The organism is Paenibacillus flagellatus (genome assembly GCF_003217775.1).
Lineage (GTDB): Bacteria > Bacillota > Bacilli > Paenibacillales > NBRC-103111 > Paenibacillus_AB > Paenibacillus_AB flagellatus.
The window spans coordinates 101,462-126,393 of sequence record NZ_QJVJ01000015.1 but is presented as its reverse complement, the minus strand read 5'-3'; the positions used below and the strand labels follow the sequence as shown (position 1 = coordinate 126,393).

Here is a 24,932-nt window from a genome sequence, read left to right as displayed (position 1 = left end):
CGTCCGCATGATCGATTGGGCTCATCCGGCCCCCTCTCCCGACATAAAGCAAGAGTTCCAGCGCCGCCGGCCGCGAAGCATGGCGCTCCGCGGCTCGTTTACCGGGTCTATCTCCGCCGGCGGCGCGCTTGCACCGGGCGGATCTTTTCCCTTAAAGGCGCTCTATATGTCGTCCAAATTGACCAGCTTCCAATCCGGCGTACCGTCTCGCGTCAAAAACCACGTATCCACAAACACGTCGTTCGGCTTATGGATATGCTCGCGGGCCGCCCAAATCTCGGTCAGCCGGAACGTAGGCGACGAATTGCGAATGAGCAGCGAGATCGGATAAGCGGGGTCGTAGGCTTGTCTTTTCGATTCCTTGCGGCGGACCAGCTCGTTCAGCTGGGCGATCAGATGGGCCAACGTGACGGGGCCCGATACGGTGCCGTCCGGCCGGCCGAGCAGCGCCTTCGCTTCCGCGGCGTCGTAGAACAAGTGCGTGATCTCCACGCCGAGCTTGCCGCCGCGAGACGTTTGCAGCACCGCGTCGGGACGGTCGTGCTGATACAGCAGGCGCAGCTTGACGTCGTGGCGCGCGTTGTACAGCCGGATGAAGTCGCGGACGGCGGCCCGCTCCAGCTTGAGCTTCTCGTCGTTATGTCCGTCGGTCATGCGGTTCACTCTCCCCTCTCGTACACAGCGGAAAAAGGGATTCCGTCTTTATGCCATTGTAGCATAAACGGAATCCCTTCCCCTACTTTCGCCGCCGCCGCGGCGTCTTAATCGCCCCGCAGCATCGCCGTCTCCCCCGTGCGCGTCAGCTCGAGTATGCCGTACGAGCCGAGCAGGTGGAGCAGGGCGTCGTTTTTGTCCGGATCGCCTACGACTTGAATGACGACGGAATGAGGCCCGACGTCGACGGTCGAACAGCGGAACGTATCGACGACGGCGAAAATATCGGGACGCGCCTGCGGCTCGGCCCGCAGCTTGACGAGCATCAGCTCGCGCGCGATGACGGTGCGGCGCGGCAGAAGCGCCACGCGCACGACGTCGACGAGCTTGTCGAGCTGCTTGCAAATTTGCTCCGCCGCCCGGTCGTCCCCGGCCGTCGTAATCGTAATGCGGGACAAGCCTTCCCGCTCGGAGGCGCCGACCGTAATGCTCTCCATGTTGTAGCCCCGGCGTCCGAACAGGCCGGAGATGCGCTGCAGCACCCCCGGCTGATTGCGCACGAGGACGGATATCGTATGCTTTTCCACTGCGGTTACGCCTCCCCCGTGATGATGTCGCTCAGCGCTTTTCCTTGCGGAACCATCGGGAAGACGAGCTCGTCCTTCGAGACGACGAAATCGATGAGCACCGGCCCCGGCGTCTCCATCGCTTCGCGCCAGACGAGCTGCGCGTCCCGCCTGTTGTCCGCCCGAAGCCCTTTCACGCCGTAAGCTTCCGCCAGCTTGACGAAATCCGGGCTGCCCGACAGGTCGATATGGCTGTATCGGCCGTCGTAGATGAGCTCCTGCCACTGCTTGATCATGCCGAGCGTCCGGTTGTTGATGACGACGATTTTGACCGGAATGTTATGGATGGCGCATACGGCCAGCTCCTGAGCGCACATCTGCATTCCTCCGTCGCCGTTGATCGAGACGACGAGCCGGTCCGGGTTGCCTACTTGCGCGCCGATCGCCGAAGGAAAGCCGAAGCCCATCGTGCCGAGTCCGCCGGACGTGAGCAGGGAACGCGGACGCTTGAATTTGTAAAATTGCGCCGTCCACATCTGGTGCTGACCGACGTCGGTCGTCACGATGGCCTCGCCGTTCGTCGTCTCGGAGATCATCTCGATGACGTATTGCGGCTTGAGCGGCTTCTCGGCGTCGGCGTACCGGAGCGGATGCTCGCGGGCGAGCGCCGCCAGCCGCCCCAGCCATTCGGCGGTCCGTCCGACGCCCGCCTTCCGGCTCCCCATCCGGGCGAGCGCGGACGCGAGCACGTCCTTGACGTCGCCCTGGACGGGGATCGACGTCGGCACCAGCTTGCCGATCTCGGCGGCGTCAATATCGATGTGCGCGATCGTCGCCTGCGGCGCGAAGCCGTCGAGGCGCATCGTGACGCGGTCGTCGAACCGAGCTCCCGCCGAGATGAGCAGGTCGCATTCGAGCAGCGCGCGGTTCGCCGCCACGGTGCCGTGCATGCCCGGCATGCCGAGCCATAACAGATGTCCGCTCGGGAAGCCGCCGAGCCCGAGCAGCGTCGTCGTCACGGGCACGTTCGCGCGCTCGGCGAAGGCGATCAGCTCGGCGGAGCCGTCGGCGGCGACGACGCCTCCCCCCGCGAGCAGGAGCGGCCGCTCCGCCGTCTCCAGCGCCGCGAGCAGCTTCCCGATTTGCTCCGGCAGCCCGGGGTGCCGCACTTGAGCCTCCGGCGCGTAGCCGGGGATCGAGATCGTCTCGGGCCAGCGGAATTCGGTCTCCTCGGCGGACACGTCCTTCGGAATGTCGATGAGCACCGGCCCCTTGCGTCCCGTACCGGCGATATGGAACGCCTCGCGGACGATGCGCGCCAAATCTTCGACGCGCCGGACGAAGAAGCTGTGCTTCGTAATCGGCTGCGTAATGCCGACGATGTCCGCTTCCTGGAACGAGTCGGTGCCGATGAGCGACGTCGCGACGTTGCCGGTCACGACGACGAGCGGCACCGAATCCATGTGCGCGGTGGCGATGCCGGTGACGAGGTTCGTCGCCCCCGGTCCCGACGTGGCGATGCAGACGCCGGTTTTGCCGGTTGAGCGGGCGTACCCGTCGGCGGCGTGGATCGCGCCCTGCTCGTGGCGCGTCAGCAGATGCCGGAAGCCTTCGTTGCCGTGCATCGCGTCGTAAATGTACAGAACGGCGCCGCCCGGGTAGCCGAATACACATTCGACTCCTTCGAGCAGCAGCGAGCGCAGCAAAATTTCGGACCCGGATACCCGGTCCGGCTGTAGCAGCTTTTCGCGAAATGCGGGATCGGCGATCGGGGCGGCGGAGAACGTGCTCCCTCCCCCGGCCGACGGATGACGGTCGCCTCCGCCTTCCCGTTCGGCGGCGGCAGCCGCGGCGGCCCCCCGTTGAAGCGTTGAATCGTTCATGCGGTCGTTCCCCTTTCGGATCGTTTACCGTAACGGTACCATGTCCGCGGGGGACGATGTACTATCCTTTGGGTTACTTTGATAGTATACTTTGTGATAAAAAGTTACCGGCGCGGGCACGGTGCGGTGCGGCGACTGAAGCGGGCGTGGCGGCGAAGGCGACGGCCGAATCCCGTAGTCGGCCGCAAATAAGGTGCGTTTTTTACACGATTCCGTCTGCACTAGCCCCGTCTGACTGAGGTTTTGCAATAATAACGTACGTTTGTACACTATCCGGCTCGATCGGCGAGGGATTGGCACAAATAAGGTACGTTTGTACACTATTTTGTCTGGATTAGCCCTGCCCGGCCGATTTTTCACGGAAATAAGGTACGTTTGTACACTATCCGGCTCGATCGGTGAGGGGGACCGTGGAAATAAGGTACGTTGGTACACAATTTCGTCCGCCGACGGCGGCGGAGCGCCCCATCACGTACAAACGCACCTTATCTCCGCATCCCCGCCCTACACCATCCTAAACGGAAAGGAGCATCGCCGATGAATGCGGCACCGGAAGACGAACGGCGCCATGACGCGCCGGATACGATCGGAGAGCGGCTCGACCGGCTTCGCGGCGACGACTTCGTCGGCCGCACGTTCGAGCTGCGCTTTTTCGAAGATTACTTGACCCGGCTGCCGGAGCGGACGGAGCGGATCGTGAACGTGCACGGGACGGGCGGCATGGGCAAAACCGTCCTGCTCGAGCGGTTCCGCGCCATCGCCGTCCGCTTCGGAGCCCGCTTCGCGCTCGTCGACCTGCGCGACGTGTCCGGCGACCCCGGGCACATCGCCGCGATCGTCCGCTCGCAGACCGCCGACGCGGACGCCGCCGAGGCCGATGACGCCCCCGCCGCGCCGGCCGGCCAGGCCGCAGACGCCGCCGCCGCGGCGCTCAACCGGATCGCCGCGTCCCGGCGGGTCGTCCTCGCCTTCGACCATTACGAAGAGGTCGGCCCGCTCGACGCTTGGCTGCGGGAAACGTTTCTGCCGAAGCTGCACGCGAACGTCCTCGTCGTCATCGCCGGCCGCTACCCGCTCGAAGGCCCTTGGCGGCTGTCGCCCGCGTGGCGCAAGCTGGTCGTCGCGCTCCCGGTGTCCGAGTGGAGCTACGACGACGCCAAAACGTATTTGACGCGCTGCGGCGTCACCGACGAGCCGCTCGCCGACCGGCTCTGGATGCAGACGCTCGGCCATCCGCTCTCGCTGTCGATGGCCGCGTCCGCCGCCGCGCCGGGCGCGGGACGGTCGGCCGCCTCGCTGCCGGAGCGGCTCGACGTCCGCTTCGAGGAGCTCGTCCGCCATTGGCTGCGCGAAGCGCCCGACGACGAGCTGCGCGACCTCGTCATGGCGGCGTCCGTGCCTCGCACGTTCCATCAGGAGAGCCTCTCCGCCTTGATCGGACGGCCGATCGCGCCCTCCCTGTTCGAGCGGCTCGTCCGGCTGTCGTTCGTCGAGCGGAGCGCCGGCGGGTGGCACATGCACGAGCTCGCCCGGGAGACGGTGCGCCAGTCGTTCCGCGAGCGGCTGCCCGACCGGTTCGCCGAGTACCGGGCGTCGACGATCCGCTCGCTGCGCGACCGGATTACGGCCGCGCTTCGGGACGGCCGGGACATGTCCCGCGAGGCGGCGGAGCTGCTCGGCCATATCGGCAACCCGATCGTGCGCGCGCATTTCCGCCACTCCCGGGCTTCCCGCAATTATTGGGAAACCGTCGGCCCGCACAACGTCGCCGACGCAGAGGCCTACGTCCGCCGCCGGCTGTCCCGCGCGCGCGACTTCAACATCCGCTGCTCCGATCCGGAGACCGGGGAGCCGTTCCGGTTCGCCCTCGCCGCCGGCCACAGCCTGCTGGCGCTGACCCGGCTGCCGATCCGCGAGCTGGTCGAGCGCGGAGGCGAGCAGGCGGTCACGCTGCTGCGCAATCCCGACGGGGAAGCGGTCGGGCTCGTCGCCATCGTGCCGGTTCACGAGGGCACGCTCGACTTTTTGGCGCAAGCGCCCGTCTCCCGCGCTTACTTCCGCGCGCTGCCGCCGCAGCGGCTGCAAGCGCTGCGCAAGCCGCCCCGCGACAGCGACGTGCGATATTTGTACATCGCGGACGCGGACGACTACGAGCGGGAGGAGCTGAGAAGCGATCTCGTGCGGCTGAAGCTGGAGCATATGCTCGGCGGAGCGCTGCTGATCGCTTCGCCGCCGCCGTTCCCGTACTACGAGGAGGGGCACCTCAGCCTCGGCTTCGAGCCGGTTCCCGGCGCGGAGCATACCGACTACGACGGGGCCGGTCCGGCGCCCACATACGCGCTCGATACGCGCGGCGAGCGGATGCTCGCGTTCCTCGCCCGCGTAACCGGATCGAGCGGGGGCGCCTTCCCCGCGTTCGCCGCGCCCGCCGACGCCGAGCCGCCGTCCGAAGAGCCCGTCCTGACCCCGCGCGAGAGCGAGGTGGCCGCCCTGCTGGCGCAAGGCTTTACGAACGCGGATATCGCCGCCGCTCTCTATATGAGCGTGCCGACCGTCAAGAAGCACGTCAAAGCCATGCTGCAAAAGTACGGGCTGAAAAACCGGACCCAGCTCGCCAAAGCGCTCCCGCCCTCCCGTCCGGACCGGAGCCCGTAATCGGGGCCGATTCGCCCTTTTCAGCGGGCGGCCGGCAAGGTACAATGCAAGAGAAAACGAAACGCCCAATCGAAAGGAGTGCATCCCGCATGCATTACGTCGCCCTGCTCACGATCGTCGACGCCGACTTGAACGCCAAAGTCCGCCCCGCCCATCTCGACTACCTGGACAAGCTGTACAAGGAAAATAAAGTGGTCATGGCCGGTCCGTTCGCCGACAAAAAAGGCGGCATGGTCATCTACCGCGCCGATTCGGCGGAAGAAGCGCAAAAGCTGGCCGAAGCCGACCCGGTCGTGGCCGAAGGCGCGCGCACGCTCGAGCTGCGCGAGTGGAATCCGCTGCAGTTCCCGCTCGCTTGATTGCGGGAGCCCGGGCCTTACGGCTCCGCGCATGATCGCGGAACGGCAAAAATCCGACAAACAAAGATAGGGTGCTGCGGGCATTGAGCCTACAGCACCCTATCGGGATTTCAGGGCGATTCGTGTGAAGCCTTCCGCCATCCGGCCCCCCCTGATGCAGCGAACCGCCCGACATGGATCGGACGGTTCGTGATTGTTAGGCGGCAAGCACCCGCTCCCCGCCGGCTACTCCGCTCGCTCCCCTTCCGCCTCCCGCAGCGGCTCGCAGCCCGCCGCCTCGTAGATCATCTCGGTCAGCCGGACGACCCGGAGCGCGAATTCGCCGGGCACGGCCACGTCCTGCCGCCCCCGGATGGCGTCGACGAAGCTTTTAGCCTGATTCGTCGTCGCTTCGGGCAGCTCGGGGACGAACGGGTCCTCCCCCGGCTTCCGGACCGTTATCCGCCCGTTGTCGTAGAACAGGCCTCCCTCCTCCCCGCAAAACACGTACGTCTCGTGCCAGCACGGCGCATGGCCGACGATGTTCAGACCGGCGACCGGCCCTTCCTCGAACCGGATCGCCGTGAACGAGTCGATCTCGACCGGCGAGCCTTGGCGGTGCATGACGGGTTTTACCTCCGCGGGCGTCAGCCCGGTCGTCCAGAGCAGGACGTCGGCGATATGGCTGCCGGAATCCATCAGCATGCCGCCCCCGGACAGCCGCGGGTCGACTCTCCACGTCCCCACCGTCAGCTGCCTCCAATCCTGGTACAGCGAGGCGGTGACCGACGTCAGCCGGCCGATGAGGCCGTCCCGGATCGCGTCGCGGATATACCGGAACGACGGCTGGAAATGCCGCTGGTACGACACCTGCAGCAGCTTGCCCGTCTCCCGGGCGACGTCGAGAAGCGCCTCGGCTTCCCGCGACGAGCACGTCATCGGCTTCTCCACGAGCACGTGACAGCCCGCCTTCATCGCATCCGACGCCTGCCGGTAATGGAGCGTATGCGGCGAGCAGATGACGACCGCGTCCAGCTCTTCCGCTTCCAGCATGTCGCGGTAATCGTCGTACGCCGTGATGCCGCCCAGGCTGAATTTGCCGATAAACCGTTCCCGTCCGCCCTCGTCCGGATCGGCCAGCGCCGCCAGCTCGACCTCGCCGTCCAGCTCCAGAAGCTGCCTGCCGTGCCATTGCGATATGTTGCCCGTACCGATCATGCCGAAGCGCAGTTTCCCCATTCGCCCGACGCCTCCCTCTCGACTATCGTCCTACTCCCACCTTACTTGATACCGGAGAACGTTATGCCTCGAATAAACGCCTTCTGCACCAAAAAATAAAGCAGGATGACCGGAAGCGTAATCATGACGAGCGTCGCCATCATCATCTGCCACTCCGCGCCGTGCTGCGAGCGGAACGCCGCTACGCCGACCATCATCGTATATTGCGACTCCTCGGCCAAGTAGATGAGCGGCCCCTGGTAATCCGTCCAGCTGCCGAGGAATTGGAACAGCGCCACCGAGAGCAGGGCGGGCCGGCACAGCGGCAGCATGATCTGCGCATAGATGCGGAATTCCGACGCTCCGTCGATCCGGGCCGCGTCCTCCAGCTCCTTAGGCAAACCCATGAAAAACTGCTTCAGCAAAAAGATATAAAACGGGGCGCCGAAAAACGCCGGCAGCCACAGCGGAATGTTCGTATTCACCCAGCCGAGATGCTTGAACGTAATGAAGATCGGGATCATCGTCACCTGTCCCGGAATCATCATGACCGCCAGCGTCGCCGCGAACAGCGCCTTCGAGCCTCTCCACGGAATGCGCGCGAGGCTGTAGCCGACGAGCGGGCACGAGACGAGCACGCCCGCCGTCGCCAATACCGCGATCAGAACCGAATTGCCCAGGTACGTGAAAAACGGAATATAGTCGATCGCGTCCGGATAGTTGCGCCATTCCAGCACCGACGGAATCCATCTCGGCGGCCACAGGAACAGCTCGGCGTCCGACTTGAGCGAAGTGGACACCATCCATAGAAACGGCGACAGGAAAAACGCCCCCATCCCGATCAAAAACGTATGCGCCAGTACGGAACGGACCATGCGTCCGCCGCTCCACGTGTTCATGCCGCAGCCTCCTTCACTCTTTGCCTTGGTAAAACACCCATCGCCGCTGCGTCGCGAACAGGACGGCGGTCAGCGTAATGACGATCAGGAACAGCACCCAGGCCATCGCCGAGGCGTAGCCCATTTTCAAGTAGCCGAAGCCGTTCGTATACAAGTACATGACCATGAACATCATCGAGTTGGCCGGCGTCCCTTTGCCGTTCGTGAGCGTATAAGGCAAAGCGAAATTTTGCAGCGCCCCGATCATTCCCATGATCAGGTTGAAGAAGATGACCGGCGTGATCAGCGGCAGCGTAATATGGCGAAAGCGCAGCAGCGTGCCGGCTCCGTCCACCTCCGCGGCGTCGTAATAGTCCTGCGGAACGTCCTGCAGCCCGGCCAAATAAATGACGATCGCCTGTCCGATCCCCCACAGGCTCATCAGGATGAGCGACGGCTTGGACCAATGCTCGCTCCCGAGCCAAGGCGGGCCCGGAATGCCGATCTGCTCCAGCCAATAGTTGACGAGCCCGAACTGCGGGTTGAGCAGCCACAGCCATATGATCGTCGTCGCCACCGGCGGCACGAGGCTCGGGATGAAGAACAGCGTCCGGTACACCCCTTGGCCGCGGATTTTCATATTCAGCACCAGGGCGATCGCCACGCCGAAGACGATGCTCAAGGGGACGAACAGAAACGTGTAATACAGCGTATTGTAGATGCTCGTGCGAAACGTGCCGTCATGCAGCAGCTCCCGGTAATTGTCCAAGCCGACCCATTGACCGGGCTCCAAAATGCTGTAGCTCGTAAAGCTGTAGTACAGCGAAGCGGCCAGCGGGTACAGATGGAACAGCAGCAGGCCGGCGATCCACGGCAGGGCGAACAGGACGCCGAACAGCCGCAGTTTTTTCTCGAATTTCGTCTTTCGCGACGTCCGCGAATCGGCATAAGCCGGGACGGACGCGGTACGCGGTTCGGCCAATCGTCTCCCTCCGTTCTGCTAATGATGGTTGCGCCCCGGACCCGGAGGGGGCGGAGCTTCCGCCGCTCCGTCTCCCGCTCCTTGGCCGCGGCTTCGGATCAAGGCTGCGACTTGGCTAGCTCCGCATCCACGTTTTTCTTCACCTCGTCGAGCAGCGCCTTCGGCTCGCCCTTGCCGTTGATGGCCAAATCCTGCACCCGGATCGCCTCGTTCCACATGTAGCCGCCCACCGGCGTCACCGGCCGCGTATACGCCTTCGGCATCAGGTCGAGGAACACTTTCAGCGCCGGCTTCTCGGCCAGCTTCAGCTCCTCGTTGACGGCCGGCATCGCCGTAATGTCGTTGCCGGCGTTCGTCCGCTTCGCCCACAGCAGCGTCCCTTCCTTATGCGCGACGAATTTGACGAACTCCCACGCTTCCTTGACGTGCTTGGCCCCTTTCGGAATGACGTACGACCATCCGCCCGCCCACGTCACCTGCGGCTGCCCCGCCGCGGAAGGCATCGGGGCGACGCCCCATTCGAAGTTCAGCTTGTATTTCGCCAAGTCGTTCAGAATCCAGTTGCCGTCGAACACGAAGCCGACCTTCCCGGTCCAGAACGGGTTCATGCCGGTTTGCCCCATCGAGTCGGAGAAGCTTTGCAGGTTGGCGATGTCGTACTTCTTCGCGTAGCCGGCCATCCATTCGAGCGCCTTGACGTTTTGCGGATCGTTCGGCGTCAGCTGCCCGTTCGCTTCCCACTTCCCGCCGAAGTTCCACGCGTGCGTATACAGATAGCCCTGGTTCATCCACGGGATGAGGCCGATCGTCTCGTATTTGCCATTGCCGCCTTTCTTGAATATTTTGGCGGCCGCCGCGTCCAGCTCCTCGATCGTCTTCGGCGGAGCGTTCGGGTCGAGACCCGCCTCCTTCATCAGCGTCTTGTTGTAATACATCGCCCGGTTGTCCGTCCCCCAAGGCAGACAGTACACTTTGCCCTTATAGACGGCTTCCGCCCAGAGACCGGGGTAATAGTCGCTCTCTTGGATGCCGTCGGCTTTGACGAACGGGGTCAAGTCCTCGAGCGAGCCTTTCGCCGCCCATTGGCCGATCAAGAACCGGTCGAACAGCGCCGCATCCGGCGGATTGCCGCCCGCGATGGCGGTCAGCAGCTTGTCGGACGCCTGCGTGCTGCCGGTCGTCTCGACGAACGTCATTTTCACCTTGATGTTCGGATACTTCTTCTCGAACGGGTCCACGACGTTCGCCTTGAAATCTTTCTGGTAGTCCCCGCCCCACGGGAACCAAAAGTCGATCGTCACCGGGCTCCCGCTTCCTTCGCCGCTGTTCCCCCCTTCCTTCGTACCCGCCGTCGTCTCGCTCCCCTTGCTGCACCCGGCCATCACCGTCGACAGCAATACCGCCGCCGCGACGGCCGGGACGAGCCACCGGGGGCCGATTCGCCGCTTTGCGCCGCGCTCTTCGTTCATCTCCGTTCCTCCCTTGACATGGATTTGGATCGACACCCCCATTGTATCCGCTTCCATGTCAAGGACGGTACGTTCCGGAATTTGGATATTGTGTGCTATTTTTGTCACTTTCGCAGCGGTACGGTCAACCGGACGACCGTGCCCGTCCCGCGCTCGCTCTCGATATGTGGGCCGTGCCCTTCGCCGTAAGCGAGCTTCAGCTGGGAGTGAATATTTTTCAGCGCGAAGCAGCCCTCGTCGCCGCCGATCAGCTCCGGGCTGCCGAGCGACTCGCGGATTTCCGCGAGCTTGGCGGGCTCGATGCCGACGCCGTTGTCGGCCACCTCGTACACGAGCCGGTCGTCCTCCCTCATCCAGCGGATCGCGAGCTCGCCCTTTCCTTTTTTCGTTTCGAGACCGTGGTAAATCGCGTTTTCGACGATCGGCTGGAAAATGTTTTTGAGCACCGAATAGTCAGACAGCGTCTCGTCGACGGACATCCGGACCGTGAACCGGTCCTGGTACCGGACCTGCTGGATGGACAAGTAGCTGTCGATCAGCTGCACCGCTTCCCGCACGGTCACCTCCGGCTTCCCCTCGCTCAAGCTGATGCGCAAGTAGTTGGAGAGGCCGAATATCATCGTGCTGATTTCGTCCACCTTGTAAATGCGCGATATCCAATGAATCGAATCGAGCGTGTTGTACAAAAAATGCGCGTTGATTTGCGAGGCCATCATTTTCAGCTGCAGCTCGGTTTGCAGCAGCCGCTGGATGTACAGCTCGTCGATCAAGCTTTTGATGCGCGACACCATCAGGTTGAAGCTGTCGTACAGGACGCCGAATTCGTCGCGCCGCCTCTCGCCGATCTGCACTTGAAAGTCGCCCTCGCGCGCCCTCTTCATCGCCTGCATCAAGCGGCGGACCGGCTTGCTCATCCGGCTCGAGGCGACGAGCGCCAGAGCGACCGCCACGAATACGAGGCTTGCGGCCAGCACGACGGTAAATCCGCGAATTTCCAGCGAATCGCGGATGAAATGATCGGCCGGCGCCATCCCGACGAGCTTCCAGCCTTCGATGTACATCGGATCGTGGACGAGCACCGTGTCGTGCCCCTTGTAGCTCGTCCGCATCATGCCGCCCGGGGAGGCGGCGGGCAAGCTCAGCTCGAACGTCCCGATCCCCGCCAGCCGGTCGTCGTCCGGCGTGCCGACGATACGACCGGCTCCGTCGACCATGAACGTGACGCCGGACGAATGGAAGTCGACCTGGCCGAGAATGTCGCGGATCCGATCGGGCTTCATCTCGAACAGGGCGACGCCGATCGTCTCGTTCGTGCCGTACACGTCCTTGATCGCCCTTCCGAACGCGAAGACGGGAGACGCCTCCGGACGGCTGCGCTCCCGCTTCTCCCCGGCCGGCTCCGCGATGGAGCTCAAGGCGTTGCCGTGCAGCACCGACGGCCGAATACCGAGCCAGACGACCCGGCCGCCCGCCGCGGCGATGTCCCGGTACCAGTCCTGGCCGGCGATTTCCGGTCCGACGGCGGGCCAGACGGCGAACGCGCTGTTCTCCGATTCCGCGTACCGGTACGAGTTCGCCTTCTCGCCGAACACGTACAGGCGGGCGATGTCGTTCTCGGCGTTGATCGTCGTCGAGATGAAGTTGTCGATGTCGGCGTTCGTCTGAATCCGGTCGTAGTTGTCCTTGAACGCGTCCATGATGCCCTTGTGCAAAGGCTTGTAGCCGAGCAAAAGCTGCGACCGGTTTTGGTATTCGGCCAATATCGAATCGATCCGCTTGTCGGCCTGCTGGATCGTCTCCAGCGCGATTTGACCGACCTTCATCTCGATGATCTCGGTCGACTTCCGGTACGAGAAATAGCCGATCAGCGAGACGGAAACCGTCATGCTGACGACATACAAGACGAACATTTTGTATCCGAACGACCAGAGGCGATAGCGCGACCGTTTCCCGAACATTCCCGTCGTCAAGTGGCGGAGCCCCATTCGCGGAACTGCGCGGGCGTCACGCCCACCGCGTCCTTGAACGTTTTGGCGAAATGCCGGTAATCGTTGTAGCCGACCTTGTACGCCACCTCGTACACCTTCATCGTCGACTCCTTCAAAAACCGCTTCGCCTTCTCCATCCGCAGCCGCATCACGTATTTGCTGAACGTTTCGCCGACCTCCTCGTGGAACAGGCTGCTGAAATAAGACGCGTTGACGTGATGAGCCTCCGCGACGTCGTTCATGGACAGCGGCTCCGCGTAATGCTGGTGAATGTAGGCGAGCGCCAGCTGGACGATGCGGCTGCGGCCGCCGCCCGGCCCGGCCTCGCGGGCGCAGCGGAGCAGCAGCTCCGGCAGCCGGCCGCGCAGCTCTTCAATCGTGCAGACGGGCATCCGGACCGGCGGCGACTCGTCCTCGGGCCGATCCGCCTTTTCGTCGAGGTTCGTATGCTGCCCCCAGTGCGCCGCCAGGCTCTCCAGCGTGCGGGAGACGGTCCGGTACATGACGTGGGGCGGCGTATCCGGCTTCCGGTCGCGGAGCGGATCGAGCCATTCCTCGATGCAGGCGCGGATCGCCGGCTCGTCGCCCAGCTTCATCGCGTGCAGCACCCGGTTGAACCAGGAGCCGCCGGGTTCGGCCGGCAGCGATGCCGGCGACGGCTCGGGGGCAACGGACGCGCGGCATTCGTATACGGCGCCGAACCCTTCGTAAAAGGCGGTCAGCGACGCCTCGACCGCTTCCTCGAACGAGGCGGGCAGCGAGACGGCGTCCCGCTCCCCGCTGACGCCGAGCGTCACGCCGACGCCCAAATAACGCGCCGCGAAATCGATCAGCTCGGCGAACGGCGCCTTCGCCCCGCTCCCGTGCCGGCCGGAGTACAGCACGGCCAGCTGCGCCTCGCGGCCGCGGACGGGACAGGCTACGGCGCTTCCCGTCCGGGAGGCGATCTCCTCGGCCATATTGCCGAGCGCGTACGCGATCGCCCGCTTGTCCTCGTCCGTCCTCCCCTTCTCGCCCCAGTCGTGCACCCACGCCGCGACGACGCGTATGCGCTCGGGGGTGAGCGGGATGCGCAGCGCCTGCCACTTTTCCGCCAGCAGAGAGGCGCCGTACGTCCGTTCCCCGGTCAGCAGCATCTCGAGATGGCGCTGCTTGGCGAGCGGCACGCTTTCCCGGAGACTGAGGTGCAAGCTGCTCATCTGGCTCATCTGCCGGCTCCGCGTGTCGAGCCGGTCGGCGCATCTTCGGATGACGTCCACCAGATTCGTTTCCTGAATCGGCTTCAAAATGTAGTCGACCGCTCCGCACTTGATCGCCTGCCGGGCGAAATGAAAATCGTCGTACCCGCTGATCACGACCACCTGGCACGCCCACCCTCTCGAGCGGATTTCCTCCATCAGCGCCAGACCGTCCAGCTCCGGCATCTTGACGTCGGTCAGCACGATGTCCGGCGTCCGCTCCCGCATCAGCTCGAGCGCCTGGGCGCCGTCCGCCGCCTCTCCGATCACCTCGATGCCTTCCGACGCCCAATCGACGGTCGTCCGCAGCCCTTGCCGGACCCATTTCTCGTCGTCCACGATAAGCAATGAGTACATGGTTGTCGCCTCCCGTTCTGTCGCTCGATTCGGTTTTGCTTCATACGTAAGCGCTTTCCCGTTTAGGCCGGTTTGTGGTTTTCCATTATAAGGGATCGGCGTTCGTCCGCCTAGCGGGTCACTTTTTGATTTTGTGTCTTATTTTTGGGTCAATCCGAGCTTGGCGGACTGTTCCTCCAGCTGCTTCTTGACGTCCGCGAGCAGCTGGCGCGGATTGCCCCTGCCGTTGACGGCGAGCTCCTGAACGCGCATCGCCTCGTTCCACAGCAGCGAGCCGAGCGGGGTTACCGGCCTCACCTTCGCCTGGGGGAGCATGTCCAGGAAGACGCGAAGATGCGGATCGTCACGCAGCTTCAGCTCCTCGTTCACCGCGGGCAGCGCCGTCATGTCGGAGCCGGCGTTCGGCCGCTTCGACCAGAGCAGCGCCCCCTCCCGCCCGGCGGCGAATCGGATGAACTCCCACGCCTCCCGGACATGCTTCGCGCCCTTGGGTACGACGAGCGACCAGCCGCCGACCCACGTCGTTTGCTCCGCCTCGCCCGCCGACGGCATCGGGGCCACGCCCCAGTCGAAGCCCGGCTCGTACTTGCGCAAGTCGTTCAGCACCCAATTCCCGTCGAACGAAAAGGCGACGTTGCCGCCCACGAACGGATTGATGCCGTACGACGACCGTTTGTCGTAAAATTGCTGCAGCCGGGCGATGTCGTACTTGTTCGCGTATCCGGCCATCCATTCGAGCGCCAGCGCGTTGCGCGGGTCGTCCGGCGTCAAGCGCCCTTCGGCGTCCTCCCATCGGCCTCCCCAGTTCCACGCCTGCGTATACAAAAAGCCTTGTCCCATCCACGGAATGAAGCCGACTTGCGTATAGCGCCCCTCGGCGTCGGCGGCGAACATCCGCTCCGCCATCCGGTCCAGCTCGTCGATCGTGCGGGGCGGGCGATTCGGGTCGAGCCCGGCTTTGGCCATCATCGTCTTGTTGTAGTACATCGCCCTCCCGTCGATCACCCAAGGAAGCCCGTAGACGCGGCCCTCGTACACCGTCTCCGCCCAAATCCGCGGATCGTAATCGGCCGGCGACACGTTGTCCTCCGTCAGGTAAGGGGTCAAATCCTCCAGCAGCCCTTTCGACGCCCACGATTGGATCAGAAACCGGTCGAACAGCAGGACGTCCGGCGGCTCGCCGCCCGCGATCGACGTCAATATTTTGTCCGAATATTGCGTGCTGCCCGTCCCTTCGAGGAACGTCATGTTCACCTCGAGCTCCGGATGATCCCGGACGAACGCGTCGACGACCGTCTTCTGGAATTCGTTGCGAAAGTCGCCCGACCAGGTATACCAGAAATCGATCGAGACGCGCTTCGCCTTGTTCGGCACCGCCTGTCCGTTCCCCGCCCCCGGGTCCCGTCCGCCGCCGTACGGCCACGCCGTCTCCCGATCCGCGCCGCCGCAGCCCGCCAATACGACTACGGCCAGCAAGGATGCCGCCGCCGCGAACGCGGCGAGCGGCCGGCGCCGCGCTCTTGCTACTCCACTACCGTTACTCCTCACCCGTCCACCTCGCGTTTCCTGGAAGATTGAACGGAAAAAGCCACGGTAGATCCCGCTAAAGGTGAACCGATCATCTTTAGAAGAGGGGCAGCCGTGGCTTGTTTCCGTATAAGGTTAGCATAACGGTTTCGGAAAATGTTGCAAGCTCCGCGGATCCGAACCGCGGTTACGGGGACGGCATCGCCCCCGGCCCGTTCGTGCCGATTCGCTTTCGATGCGTCAAGACAACGTCTCCCACTTCGTCCACATGCGGCGCGGGTTCAGCTCGTACACTTCGTTGTCCCGGTACATGTACTGATGCATGATGAATTCCCGGCGAATCGTCGCGTAATCGTCGTGCACCCGCTTGATGCTCTCATTGATCTCCTTCTCCGCGTACTTGCGTCCCGGCTCGAAGCCGGAAGCCAGATGCTCCATCACGATCAGCTTCTTCTTCAGCTGCGCGGGAATATGCTTCAGCCTGCCGTCGGCCGCGAAAAAGTTTTTCAGCACGGACTGCTTCAGCCGCTCGTTCTTGTCGTCCATCGACAGTTCCTCCTCTCCGTCTCGCTTCTCGATCAAATCGACGACCGCTGTCGCATGAGCGCGAATGAAGTACCGGTCGAGCGAAAAGTAAATCGTGTTCTTGTCGCGCCGCTCGTGAATCAAGCTCGCCTCGCGCAGCTTCGCTGCGTGATGCGTCACCGTCGCGGCCGAAATGCCGAGCTTCTCGGCCAGCTCCAGCCCGTTCCGCTCGCCGTCGGCGAGCAAGATAAGCATGCGGACGCGGGTCGGATCGGCGAGCGCCTTGTGGTAGCGGACGATTTTGTCCAATTGCATCTTGATCGCCTCGATTCGTCAAAATGGGGAGCGGAAATGAAATTTGTCATTTGTCTAATTAGATGTTATTCTAATTATAGGCTCATGTCAAGCCGCTTGGGCGTGCGCGGTCGTCACGAAGCCGAACCGCACCACCGGCCAAATAAGGTACAAATGGACACTATCCTGCCCCCACCGCGGCGATTTCCGGGCATGGCGCCGCACTTAGCGTACATTTGTACGCTATTTCGGCTAATCGCCACTTTTTCCGGCCAAATAAGGTACAAATGTACACTATCCTGCCCCCACCGCGGCGATTTCCGGGCATGGCGCCGCACTTAGCGTACATTTGTACGCTATTTCGGCTAATCGCCACTTCTTCCGGCCGGATAAGGTACAAATGTACACTATCCCGCCTACACTGCGGCGATTTCCGGGCATGGCGCCGCACTTAGCGTACATTTGTGCGCTATTTCGGCTAATCGCCACTTCTTCCGGCCGGATAAGGTACAAATGTACACTATCCCGCCTACACTGCGGCGATTTCCGGGCATGGCACCTCCCCGCTCTCCTCTCGAAACGTTCCGGTGCGTCGAAACGAAGAAACCGCCCCGGGGATCGAGGCGGTTCGGTTCTCGCTTTCATCCGAAAAAGCGGATATGCTTGAGCTGCGTCTTCAGCCGGTCCAGCTTTTTGCCCAGCTTCCCTTTCCGGTCGGGGACCAGCGTAATGCCCGACATCGAAGCGATCGTCTCGGCGACGGTTTCGATCGGCATATGGTCCGTCTGCAAATGATGCTTGAACACCTCGGCGGCCAAGCCTTCGACGCACCGGTCGATTTGCCGAACCGGCCACGAATCCGCCTTTTCGCCCCTGCCGCGCAGCCGCCGGTACAGCTCTTCCTTCGAGACGCACAGCGCGAAATGATGGACGATCGCGCCGTCGTCCCGCAGCCGTCCCACGATCTCCTCGAAATAGCGGGGATTGACGACGGTCATCGGCGCGATCACGACGCCGTTATATTCACGGCGTAAATGATTTAGCATCGCATAATTAAATTCCCGCCACATGGCGTAATCTTGGAAATCGTCCTTGGCCGCGCCCTTGGGCAAGTTTTTGCGGATGTAATAGCCCGCGTTTTCCGGGTCGAACACGAACGATTCGGGAATTCGCCGGTGCAGCTCGTAGGCGGTTTGCGTTTTGCCCGCCCCGAACGCGCCGTTGATCCAGAGGATCGTCGCCATCGGTATCGCCTCGCAATCGGCAGGGACGACAACGAACCGTCGAGCCTGCTTCGAATTCGAGTCAAATTGTACCATACCTCGCACCGCGCCAACCAGCAAAAAAACGCCGGCAACGGGAGCATCCCTTTACGACGAACCTTCCTCCTGTCGAGAAAACGGTCCATCAGCGTAGCGGCTCGTGCCTCCCAAGCGTATCCGCCGCCGGCCGAGAAGATCGACATACGGCTGAAAAGTCGCGATCAGTCGGCCAGATACGCATGCGAGGTCTTGAGGTTGTGCCGAGCTAAGCAAATTATAAGCTAGGACTTGCCGGCCTGCTTCCTGTTTCACCTTGAGAACACCATGCGCATGGGATTTGTTGTGGATACGAACTGCGAAGCGATTGAACTATCGTCTGCCTTTAGCTGAACTGATTTTGTACTGAAGTGTGCTTTGAAATAGCATCGATAATTAAATCCCAATCATCATTATGAAGTTCATGCCCCGTACCTTCCAATGTCAGTAACACCGCACCCGGGATCTCGTTAGCAAGATTCGTTCCATGTTCATAAGGGATAATGGGATCTTCAGTACCGTGTACAATCAGAGCGGGTACATTTATTTCACTCGTCCTAACTAGATAGGATTCCCCACCAGTCAGCAAGGCGTGGTTCGTCATGCTGGCCATATTGTTACTTCTGGCAAATTCTTTTTTAGCCAAAACACCGACTTTTTCCGCATCAAAAAGATGCTTTGAACCCACTAGGATTCTTGATCTCTCAATAGCAAATTCGGCTACCGATTGTTCGTTAGTCCAGTCTATAATCCCCATATTCGAGAAAAAATCCATAATCCTTTCCTCCATCGGGGGGAGATGCGGAGCAAAATTGGACGTTGATAGGAGGGTAATAGTTAAAACTCTCTCCGGATGCCGCAGAGCTATCATTTGAGTCAACATACCGCCCATGGACATGCCTACGATATGCGCCTGCTCGATCTTGTAAGCATCCAATACTCTAACGGCATCATCTGCCATGTCTTCGAAAGAATAACCCGGTTGGCCAGGTTCGTAAGTTGTTGAACGTCCAACATCGCGGTTATCATAACGAATTACAAAACGCCCTGCATCCGCTAAACGCTGGCAAAATTCTTCTTCCCACCAAATCATTGAGGATTGGGCGCCCATAATCAGCAAAATGGCCGGGTTAACCGATTTTCCAAAACTGTCTGTACATAAGTTAATTCCATCTACTTTTACTAATCGTTCGTTCACGCGGATTCCTCCAATGGAAATGTACAAAATAAAAAACACAGGCTATAGGCCTGTGCATACCGTAATCGAAAAAGAGAATAAGAATGAACGCAATAAATGATTACCCGTATAGACTCGTAGTCTTGTCACCGGATAAATCACAAAAGGGTTCATTTCATTTTCTTCAAATCCAGTCTATGCGACATAAGAATAGAGTTACCCCTATCCCCAATCGCATAAAAACTAAACCGGGTTACCGCGATGGTAAACCATTCTTCGATTACTATGCACACTAAATAGCCTTAAACCACTATTTCCTTCATTGTGCAAAGAATATCGAAGAATTAGTTTAACACACGTAACCCCTCCGTTCGTATCAGTTAAAGCAACACTAACATAGGATAAATTCCCATGTCAACCGCTTGGAAATATTATTCAAGCTAAACGCGTTTATTTCCGCAGCAGCACTTTGCGGATTTCGTGGTTCGAGCCTTTTTGAAGCAGCAGACGGGCGCGCCCTTTGGACGGCAAAATATTTTCGCGCAAGTTAACGGCATTAATTTCTTCCCATATTTGCTTCGCCGTCGAAACCGACTCTTCCTCGGACAGCGTCGCATACCGGTGAAAATACGACTCCGGGTCGCGGAACGCCGAATCGCGAAGCATGCGGAACCGCTCGATGTACCAACGCTCGATATCGGCTACGTCGGCGTCGAGGTAAATCGAGAAGTCGAAAAAATCGCTGACGAATACTTGCGCCTCTTTGCTCACCTGAAGGACGTTGATGCCTTCCACGATCAAAATATCCGGGTTGCGGACGATTTGCCGCTTATCCGGAATGACGTCGTAGACGAGATGGGAATAGACCGGCGCCGCGACCTCGGGCTTGCCGGCCTTGATATCCTTCAAAAATTGAAGCAGCCGCTTGATGTCGTAGCTCTCGGGAAATCCTTTTCTCTTCATCAGGCCGCGCTCCTGCAGCACCCGGTTCGGAAGCAGGAAGCCGTCGGTCGTCACCAAATCGACGTTCCGGTGGTTCGTCCAGCGCGACAAGAGCAGCTGGAGAAGGCGGGCCGCCGTGCTTTTGCCGACGGCCACGCTGCCGGCGATGCCGATGACGAACGGCGTTCTCCCCTCGTGATTCCCGGTAAAATCGGCGGCCGACCGGTACAGCTGCTGCGAGGCGGCCACATACAAGTTGATGAGACGCGTAATCGGATGGTAAATTTGCTCCGCTTCTTCGAAGGGGATCTGGTCGTTGAGCCCCTTCAGCCGTTCGAACTCTTCCTTGGACAAAGGAAGGGGCGTATGATCGCGCAAAGCGGCCCACTCGGCACGGGTAAATTCCATATATAGGGAATGCGGCTTCATTCGGATGTTCGCCACCGTTCTTTGAAGTACATGACACGTCTGTCAGTATGAATCAGGGAGAACGGGACGTCAAGGGAAAAGTGGACGAACGGTACGATTTGTCGCGGCCTAGAACGTATTCCACTTCGTCACGGCGTCGACCTCGAAGCGCGTGCTCGGATAAGCCGGGTGTGTCGCTTTGCCGACCGCGATCAGCATGATCGGGATATACCGGTCGGGGATGCGGAACGCTTCGGACAGCTTGGTCGCGTCGAAGCCGCCCATCGGGCAGGAGTCGTAGCCCATGCTTTTCGCGGCCAGCATCAGCTGCATGGCGGGAAGCGCAGCGTTCAGAAACGCTTGGTCGCGGGCCGTTTGCGGGTTGGCGTAGGCGGACTCGATTTGACCGACCAGCCGGTCCTTGACCTCCGCGGTCATCATCCCGCTCGCGACGGCCGGCTGATAGACGGACTCGGCGTTGCGCTGCGCCTCCAGATCGCCCAGTACCGCTACGGTCATCGAGGCGTCGACGACCTGCTGTTGGCCGAACGCGATCGGCAGCAGCTTTTGCTTCGCCTCGGGCTCGTCGATGACGAGAAACGTCCAAGGCTGCAGGTTCCAAGCCGAAGGCGCCTGTTGCGCGATTTCGAGCAGCTTTTTGATTTCGTCGCGGGACATTTTGGCGTTCGGATCGTACTTCTTGACCGCGTGTCGTTCGAGAAACGGGGAAAATACGGCCGCCGTTGTCATGATCGGGCTCCTCTCTGGGATTGAAATGAGTGATCAGTCAAAATGAGTTCATACCCTCAAAGCTTCTGCCGAAACGGGCCCGGCTATTCGCCGGATTGAAGGGAAACCGTCCGCCGGCGAATGGCAAATAAGCCCGGACGTCGTCCGGGCTTGCTCTGCTTTCCGAGCGTGTTTGAGCGGGCGGGCACTGGCGATCCATAACACGAAGTGAACCGCCGACAATTAGAAAACCGGGCGCGTTCCCCGGGCTTTCCCCTCACCGCCCAACGGCGAGTCATCGATCCGCCGCGTAAACGAGCCCCATTTGCCGGCGGGCTTCGTCCATTGTTTCCAACGTCCAGAGCGAGTGCTCGTGCGAATTGACGGCGGACTGCTTTTCCCCTCTATGAATCAGATCGAGGAACTCCTTCACCTCGTACACCATCGTGTTCCCCGCCTGCCCCCTCGTCAAATCCTCGACCGTTCCGTCCCGGAGGCGCAGCTCGATTTTTTCCGGCTGGTTGATTTTATGAATGACGATCTGGCCGTCCTCCCCCTGAATTTCCGACGGAACCCCGGAGTTGGCGATTTTCGAATATTGGACGACGGCGTCCATGCCGGCATAACCGAGCAGCAGACTGCCCTGACCGTCCACGCCCGATTCGAGCAGCAGTCCGTTCGCCGTCACCCGGTCCGGCTTGCCGAACAGCACGACCATCGGATACAAGCAATAGATGCCCAAATCCATCAGCCCGCCGTTGGAAAACGCGGGATTGAACGCGTTCAGCACGTTGCCCTGCTTGTAGGCGTCGTATCGCGACGAGTATTGGCAGTAGCTCGCAAAATAACGGCGGACGCGGCCGATCCGGTGCAAATGATCGCGCACCGCTTGAAAATTGGGCATGAGCGTCGACTTCATCGCCTCCATCAGCACCGCTCCGCTGCCGCGGGCCGCGTCGATCATCTCGCGCAGCTCGCGGGCGTTCGAGGCGATCGGCTTCTCGCACAGCACGTGCTTGCCCCGTTGCAGGCAGGCGATCGCCTGCCGCGCATGGAACGAATTCGGGCTGGCCATGTATACCGCGTCGAACTCCCCGCTTCCGGCAAACGCCTCGATATCCGTGTACGCATGCGCGGCGCCGTGCTTGGCGGCAAATTCGCGCGCCCGCTCCTCCGTGCGCGAATAGACGGCGGTCAGGGCGAACCCGTCCACCGTCTTGGCCGCTTCGAGAAACGATTCCGTAATCCAGTTCGTGCCGATCACTCCAAATCGGATCATGTCGTTCTCCTTTACTTGTCTCTCGGATAGGTTTCGGTATTCGTCCCGCCTCCGGTCCCGGCGGCGGCCAGCCGCTTGAGCAGCTTGTCCACCCGGGCCGACTGGGCCGCGCTCAGCCCGCCCTTCCGCGCCAACAGCACATCCGCAAAGGCGTCACGCCGGTCCGGCCGGATCGCCGCAGCGATGTTCTCCGCATGAGGCGGCACGTCCTTCGCCCGGCATGCCGCCAGATGCTCGAGCAGAAACGGCTCGATCGCCCGCCCGTATTCCTCGTTGGCCGCCGCGATGCGCGACAGCGCGAGAATGCCGTTGTCCACGGTGATGACCGACCCGCCGCGAACGGCAGCGTATAGGTCGCCCACGCGTTCGTACAGCTCGTCGGCCCGCACTTCCGCCACGGCGGCGAGCCCGGTCATCGCTCCCCAGACGAGCCGGTTGTCGCGGGATTTCAGCAGCGCGAGGAAGCGATCCGCATAGTCCGCCACCAGCTCCGGCGCCGCCGCGCCGATTTCGTACAGCACTTTGATGCAGTCGTGGCGGACCGCTTTGTTCGGATCGTCCAGATGACGGACGATCGCCGCGATCGATTCGGCGTCGCGGGACCGGGCGAGGCTTTCGGCCAGCTCCACATTCGCCGACTCGTCCCGCAGTCCCCGGGAAACGGCCAGCTTATCCAGCACGGACATGATTTTGCAGCTCCTTTACGGCCCGGACCCTCGTTCGTGCTCTTGCTGCCGCCGCTCCGCGCCTGCGCCTCGCTCTCCCGCGGGCGATCGGCATCCCGAAGCTGGACCCTTTCGCACGTTGCCGTTACGGTCGGCCTCTTCGACTTCCATTTCATTTATGACGTTAATCGATCATGCATCCGATTATAGCCCATTTTTGTATCCCGTTGTAGTTCTCTTTACTTCTACCTTGTGCTATAATCGCCAAAGAGATTCGAGCTTGGACTTATCCAATTGCATGAATGCCGATAGGTGCCCTGCGTTCCGACGAGGAATGCGGGGGTAAAAGGGAAGCCGGTGCAAATCCGGCGCGGTCCCGCCACTGTGAATCGGGGAGTTTCCCATACCGGTCTTGCAGCCGTCGTCGCAGACGTCCGCAAGATTCGCTCAAGCCACTGTTCCGCACGCCGGAACGGGAAGGCGGGAAGCTCGCGACACCCGAGAGCCAGGAAACCTGCCTATCCGGCTTAGCCAACGAAATCCTTCGCGGAAAAGGATCGGCTTAATCGGGTGAATCGACCATCGCGGCACGGCGCCGCGCGGCGTCGGCCCGCGGAAGCAGTGCGGAAGCGTCGGAAGACGCGCGTCCGCCTTGCCCTTTCGCGGCGCATGATGCGGCGGGGCCGTGCCGATCGCAAACGATCCTTGATTGACGCTGCCCCTGTTCCGGACGGAACGGGGGCTTTTTCGTTGCGCCAGGAAAGCATGTCTTTTCGGTTGTCACAGCTTCCGGTCTCCCAACCTACCCCGAAAGGAAAGATGCACGATGAACAAAGCATTATCCCTGCTACTCACTCTCCTGCTCGCGCTGACGCTGGCCGCCTGCGGCTCGAAGCCCGACGCGACGCAAGGCTCCGCGAATCCGAACGGCTCCGTTCCGGCGAACGGCAAAGCCGAGGACAAGAAGGACGACGCGCTCGCGACGAAATATCCGTTGACGCTGAAGGACGCCAGCGGTCAGGAGATTACGATCGCGAAAGCGCCGCAGCGCATCGTCTCGACGTCCACGGCGGAGACGGAAATGCTGTTCGCGCTCGGCTTGGGCGACAAAGTCGTCGGCGTCTCCGACTTCGACAACTACCCCGAGGAAGCGAAATCGAAGACGAAGGTCGGCGGCGTATCCGCTCCGAACGCGGAAGCGATCCTGGCGGCGAACCCGGACCTCGTCATTACCGGCATTTCGATCAAGGACGACGCGCTCGCCAAGCTGCGCGGCTTGAATATGCCGCTATATAAATTCGAGCCGAAGTCGGTGGACGACATTCTCGCCAACATTTTGATCGTCGGCCAAATAACGGACAAGCAGAAGGAAGCGAAGGCGCTCGTCGACAGCATGAAGAAGGAAATCGAATCGGTCAAGACGGCGGTAGCCGGCCTCAAGCCGGAGCAGAAGAAGAAGGTGTATATCGAATTTTCCCCGGGCTGGACGGTCGGCAAGGGCGAATTCATGGACGAGCTGATCACGCTGGCGGGCGGCATCAACATCGCCTCGGACACGAAAGGCTTCAACAAGATCAACGAGGAGAAAATTATTCAGGACAACCCGTACGTCATCTTCTATACGTCCGGCGCCAAGGACAAAGCGGGCACGACGCTCGATCAGATCATCACGAAGCGCAACGGCTGGGACAAAATCGAAGCGATCCGCGAGAAGCGCGTCATCGCCGTCGATCAGGACACGCTGTCGCGCCCGGGTCCGCGCATTACGAAAGGACTGCTCAGCATCGCCAAGGGCATCTATCCCGAGCTGGTGAAATAATTCGGGTACCGCCAACGGAAACGGAAAGGAGCGTGCTTGCCGG

The 24,932-nt window shown here is 61.5% G+C and carries 20 protein-coding genes and 1 riboswitch; of the genes, 3 read left to right on the top strand and 17 right to left on the bottom strand.

Going from position 1 to position 24,932, the window contains the following annotated elements:
* Window positions 1-162 precede the first annotated feature (162 nt).
* The 3 genes from DLM86_RS27115 to ilvB all read right to left on the bottom strand — a co-directional run bounded on the left by DLM86_RS27115 (window position 163) and on the right by ilvB (window position 3,103).
* Complete coding sequence (locus DLM86_RS27115; protein ID WP_110843194.1) at window positions 163-654, bottom strand: hypothetical protein; 492 nt, start codon at window positions 652-654, stop codon at window positions 163-165.
* Between the two features lie 107 nt (window positions 655-761).
* Window positions 762-1,241, bottom strand: a complete 480-nt coding sequence (gene ilvN / locus DLM86_RS27110) for an acetolactate synthase small subunit (RefSeq protein WP_110843193.1) — start codon at window positions 1,239-1,241, stop codon at window positions 762-764.
* A gap of 5 nt (window positions 1,242-1,246) precedes the next feature.
* On the bottom strand, window positions 1,247-3,103 hold the full coding sequence (gene ilvB, locus DLM86_RS27105; protein ID WP_110843192.1) for a biosynthetic-type acetolactate synthase large subunit: 1,857 nt from the start codon (window positions 3,101-3,103) through the stop codon (window positions 1,247-1,249).
* Between the two features lie 537 nt (window positions 3,104-3,640).
* Here ilvB and DLM86_RS27100 point away from each other — a divergent pair.
* Together DLM86_RS27100 and DLM86_RS27095 are read left to right on the top strand one after the other, a co-directional pair.
* On the top strand, window positions 3,641-5,758 hold the full coding sequence (locus tag DLM86_RS27100) for a LuxR family transcriptional regulator (protein ID WP_110843191.1): 2,118 nt from the start codon (window positions 3,641-3,643) through the stop codon (window positions 5,756-5,758).
* Between the two features lie 89 nt (window positions 5,759-5,847).
* Window positions 5,848-6,117 carry a YciI family protein gene (locus DLM86_RS27095; RefSeq protein WP_110843190.1) on the top strand — a complete coding sequence of 90 codons (270 nt, stop codon included), beginning with the start codon at window positions 5,848-5,850 and terminating at the stop codon, window positions 6,115-6,117.
* Window positions 6,118-6,342: 225 nt separating this feature from the next.
* Here DLM86_RS27095 and DLM86_RS27090 read toward each other — a convergent pair whose 3' ends face one another.
* The 14 genes from DLM86_RS27090 to DLM86_RS27025 all read right to left on the bottom strand — a co-directional run bounded on the left by DLM86_RS27090 (window position 6,343) and on the right by DLM86_RS27025 (window position 23,091).
* Window positions 6,343-7,335 (bottom strand): Gfo/Idh/MocA family protein, encoded by a 993-nt coding sequence (locus DLM86_RS27090; protein WP_110843189.1) that lies wholly within the window; start codon window positions 7,333-7,335, stop codon window positions 6,343-6,345.
* Window positions 7,336-7,376: 41 nt separating this feature from the next.
* Entirely contained in the window at window positions 7,377-8,213 is an 837-nt protein-coding gene (locus tag DLM86_RS27085) for a carbohydrate ABC transporter permease (protein WP_110843188.1), read from the bottom strand.
* Window positions 8,214-8,226: 13 nt separating this feature from the next.
* The gene (locus DLM86_RS27080; RefSeq protein WP_110843187.1) at window positions 8,227-9,174 is read right to left on the bottom strand and encodes a carbohydrate ABC transporter permease; all 948 of its coding nucleotides are present in this window, start codon (window positions 9,172-9,174) and stop codon (window positions 8,227-8,229) included.
* Window positions 9,175-9,272: 98 nt separating this feature from the next.
* Window positions 9,273-10,643, bottom strand: coding sequence for an ABC transporter substrate-binding protein (locus DLM86_RS27075; RefSeq protein ID WP_146250306.1), 1,371 nt, complete (start codon window positions 10,641-10,643; stop codon window positions 9,273-9,275).
* Window positions 10,644-10,747: 104 nt separating this feature from the next.
* Entirely contained in the window at window positions 10,748-12,613 is a 1,866-nt protein-coding gene (locus DLM86_RS27070) for a cache domain-containing sensor histidine kinase (protein WP_158289682.1), read from the bottom strand.
* Complete coding sequence (locus DLM86_RS27065; protein ID WP_110843184.1) at window positions 12,610-14,226, bottom strand: response regulator transcription factor; 1,617 nt, start codon at window positions 14,224-14,226, stop codon at window positions 12,610-12,612. Before DLM86_RS27065 ends, DLM86_RS27070 begins: the two co-directional genes overlap by 4 nt.
* A 138-nt stretch (window positions 14,227-14,364) precedes the next feature.
* Window positions 14,365-15,702 carry an ABC transporter substrate-binding protein gene (locus tag DLM86_RS27060; protein WP_158289681.1) on the bottom strand — a complete coding sequence of 446 codons (1,338 nt, stop codon included), beginning with the start codon at window positions 15,700-15,702 and terminating at the stop codon, window positions 14,365-14,367.
* Window positions 15,703-15,993: 291 nt separating this feature from the next.
* The gene (locus tag DLM86_RS27055) at window positions 15,994-16,593 is read right to left on the bottom strand and encodes a DUF2087 domain-containing protein (protein ID WP_110843182.1); all 600 of its coding nucleotides are present in this window, start codon (window positions 16,591-16,593) and stop codon (window positions 15,994-15,996) included.
* 620 nt (window positions 16,594-17,213) lie between these two features.
* Window positions 17,214-17,816 (bottom strand): AAA family ATPase, encoded by a 603-nt coding sequence (locus DLM86_RS27050; protein ID WP_110843181.1) that lies wholly within the window; start codon window positions 17,814-17,816, stop codon window positions 17,214-17,216.
* 400 nt (window positions 17,817-18,216) lie between these two features.
* The gene (gene mle / locus DLM86_RS27045) at window positions 18,217-19,068 is read right to left on the bottom strand and encodes an alpha/beta fold macrolide esterase (RefSeq protein ID WP_110843180.1); all 852 of its coding nucleotides are present in this window, start codon (window positions 19,066-19,068) and stop codon (window positions 18,217-18,219) included.
* A gap of 429 nt (window positions 19,069-19,497) precedes the next feature.
* Complete coding sequence (coaA, locus tag DLM86_RS27040) at window positions 19,498-20,418, bottom strand: type I pantothenate kinase (RefSeq protein WP_110843179.1); 921 nt, start codon at window positions 20,416-20,418, stop codon at window positions 19,498-19,500.
* 108 nt (window positions 20,419-20,526) lie between these two features.
* Window positions 20,527-21,147, bottom strand: coding sequence for a nitroreductase family protein (locus DLM86_RS27035; RefSeq protein ID WP_110843178.1), 621 nt, complete (start codon window positions 21,145-21,147; stop codon window positions 20,527-20,529).
* A gap of 274 nt (window positions 21,148-21,421) precedes the next feature.
* On the bottom strand, window positions 21,422-22,405 hold the full coding sequence (locus DLM86_RS27030; protein ID WP_110843177.1) for a Gfo/Idh/MocA family protein: 984 nt from the start codon (window positions 22,403-22,405) through the stop codon (window positions 21,422-21,424).
* 11 nt (window positions 22,406-22,416) lie between these two features.
* Entirely contained in the window at window positions 22,417-23,091 is a 675-nt protein-coding gene (locus tag DLM86_RS27025; RefSeq protein ID WP_110843176.1) for a hypothetical protein, read from the bottom strand.
* Window positions 23,092-23,363: 272 nt separating this feature from the next.
* A riboswitch (cobalamin riboswitch) is annotated at window positions 23,364-23,606 on the top strand.
* A 290-nt stretch (window positions 23,607-23,896) separates the two neighbouring features.
* On the opposite strand from DLM86_RS27025, the gene DLM86_RS27020 reads away from it, so the two are divergent.
* Window positions 23,897-24,889, top strand: a complete 993-nt coding sequence (locus tag DLM86_RS27020) for an ABC transporter substrate-binding protein (RefSeq protein WP_110843175.1) — start codon at window positions 23,897-23,899, stop codon at window positions 24,887-24,889.
* The last annotated feature ends 43 nt before the right edge of the window (window positions 24,890-24,932 follow it).

Excerpts from the sequence above, each read along its gene's own strand:
- coaA (WP_110843179.1), bottom strand. The coding sequence starts at position 20,418 with ATGAAGCCGCATTCCCTATATATGGAATTTACCCGTGCCGAGTGGGCC.
- DLM86_RS27055 (WP_110843182.1), bottom strand. The coding sequence starts at position 16,593 with ATGCAATTGGACAAAATCGTCCGCTACCACAAGGCGCTCGCCGATCCG.
- ilvB (WP_110843192.1), bottom strand. The coding sequence starts at position 3,103 with ATGAACGATTCAACGCTTCAACGGGGGGCCGCCGCGGCTGCCGCCGCC.
- DLM86_RS27085 (WP_110843188.1), bottom strand. The coding sequence starts at position 8,213 with ATGAACACGTGGAGCGGCGGACGCATGGTCCGTTCCGTACTGGCGCAT.
- DLM86_RS27030 (WP_110843177.1), bottom strand. The coding sequence starts at position 22,405 with ATGATCCGATTTGGAGTGATCGGCACGAACTGGATTACGGAATCGTTT.
- DLM86_RS27025 (WP_110843176.1), bottom strand. The coding sequence starts at position 23,091 with ATGTCCGTGCTGGATAAGCTGGCCGTTTCCCGGGGACTGCGGGACGAG.
- DLM86_RS27065 (WP_110843184.1), bottom strand. The coding sequence starts at position 14,226 with ATGTACTCATTGCTTATCGTGGACGACGAGAAATGGGTCCGGCAAGGG.
- DLM86_RS27115 (WP_110843194.1), bottom strand. The coding sequence starts at position 654 with ATGACCGACGGACATAACGACGAGAAGCTCAAGCTGGAGCGGGCCGCC.
- DLM86_RS27050 (WP_110843181.1), bottom strand. The coding sequence starts at position 17,816 with ATGGCGACGATCCTCTGGATCAACGGCGCGTTCGGGGCGGGCAAAACG.
- DLM86_RS27020 (WP_110843175.1), top strand. The coding sequence starts at position 23,897 with ATGAACAAAGCATTATCCCTGCTACTCACTCTCCTGCTCGCGCTGACG.
- DLM86_RS27100 (WP_110843191.1), top strand. The coding sequence starts at position 3,641 with ATGAATGCGGCACCGGAAGACGAACGGCGCCATGACGCGCCGGATACG.
- DLM86_RS27075 (WP_146250306.1), bottom strand. The coding sequence starts at position 10,643 with ATGAACGAAGAGCGCGGCGCAAAGCGGCGAATCGGCCCCCGGTGGCTC.
- DLM86_RS27095 (WP_110843190.1), top strand. The coding sequence starts at position 5,848 with ATGCATTACGTCGCCCTGCTCACGATCGTCGACGCCGACTTGAACGCC.
- DLM86_RS27090 (WP_110843189.1), bottom strand. The coding sequence starts at position 7,335 with ATGGGGAAACTGCGCTTCGGCATGATCGGTACGGGCAACATATCGCAA.
- DLM86_RS27035 (WP_110843178.1), bottom strand. The coding sequence starts at position 21,147 with ATGACAACGGCGGCCGTATTTTCCCCGTTTCTCGAACGACACGCGGTC.